Raw genomic sequence first — 1,273 nt, forward strand, 5'->3', positions numbered from 1 at the left:
TGAGCTACTCCCCATCTCTTGGACAGGATCTGGCGTAAATTAAGCTACTCGTTGCACCTGCTGATCGGGTTGGTTGATATCATTTCTTTGCCAATAGACCAGCGCGGGAGGTTGGCCGCCCAAGGCTGAATGCGGGCGCTGGTGGTTGTAGAAGGTCATCCATTTCCGGATCGCCGCCTTTGTCTCCGATCCGGTCTCCCAGGCATGCAGGTAAACGCACTCGTATTTTAGGGTGCGCCACAGCCTCTCGATGAAGATGTTGTCGAGGAACCGACCTTTCCCGTCCATCGAGATCCGCACGCCAGATCGGCGCAGTCGATCCGTCCAGGCGAAGGACGTGAATTGGCTGCCCTGGTCCGTGTTCATGATCTCGGGCGGGCCGAACTTGTGGATGGCCTCGGTCAGCGCTTCGACACAGAAGTCGGCCTCCAGCGTGTTCGAGATGCGCCAGGACAGAACCTTGCGGGTATGCCAGTCCATGATCGCCACCAGATAGAGGAACCCTCGGCGCATGGGCAGATAGGTGATGTCCGAACACCAGACCTGGTTCGGGCGTTCCACCCGCAGCCCCCTGAGCAGGTAGGGATAGGTCTTGTGGCCCTTCGTCGGCCTGCTCGTGTTGGGCTTCTGGTAAATCGGCATGAGCCCCATCAGGCGCATCAGCCGCCGGATGCGCTTCTCGTTCACCAGATGGCCGTCGTTGCGCAGGTGCCAGGTCATCTGCCGAACTCCGAAGAACGGCGTCTCCAGGAACTGCTCGTCGATCTGCCGCATCAGGCCGAGGTTCTGCTCGGTCTCGCCCTTCGGCTCGTAGTAATAGGATGAGCGTGCGATCGACAGCAGCTTGCACTGCTGGCCGATCGACAGATCCGGGTGGTCAGGCTCGATCATGCAGCGCCTCACTTCCCGCCCCAGGGCTTCAGCTTTCGTTCCAAAAAAGAGTTGGCCACCGCCAGCTCCCCGATCTTGGCGTGGAGCTCCTTCACCTGCTCCTCGCCAATCTCCGGCTTCTTGCGGCCCCCGCGTTCGAACACACCGGAGGCGCCTTCGAGCAGGGCCCGCTTCCATTGATGGATCATCGTCGGATGCACCCCGAACCGGCTTGCCAGTTCGGCCGCCGTCTCCTCGCCTTTCAGGGCTTCCAGCGCGACCTTCGCCTTGAACTCAGGCGCATGCTGCTTCCGTTTCGACATCTCTGATCTCCTTCTCGTCGAAGATCAGCAGACTGCAAATCATAGCTTATGTCAGTGTCCGAATTTCGGGGGGTAGCTCA

Annotated in this window: 1 protein-coding gene; it reads right to left on the reverse strand. The window is 59.9% G+C overall.

What is annotated here, in order from left to right; all coding sequences use genetic code 11:
* Positions 1-39: 39 nt before the first annotated feature.
* Positions 40-1,193 (reverse strand): IS3 family transposase gene (locus GLS40_RS17775; RefSeq protein WP_229737809.1). Its coding sequence is split into 2 segments (ribosomal slippage): positions 40-941 and positions 941-1,193, totalling 1,155 coding nucleotides; the frame shifts between segments, so codons are not numbered across the junction.
* Positions 1,194-1,273: the final 80 nt, after the last annotated feature.

Source organism: Pseudooceanicola pacificus (genome assembly GCF_009789075.1).
In the GTDB taxonomy this organism is placed as follows: Bacteria; Pseudomonadota; Alphaproteobacteria; order Rhodobacterales; family Rhodobacteraceae; genus Pseudooceanicola; species Pseudooceanicola pacificus.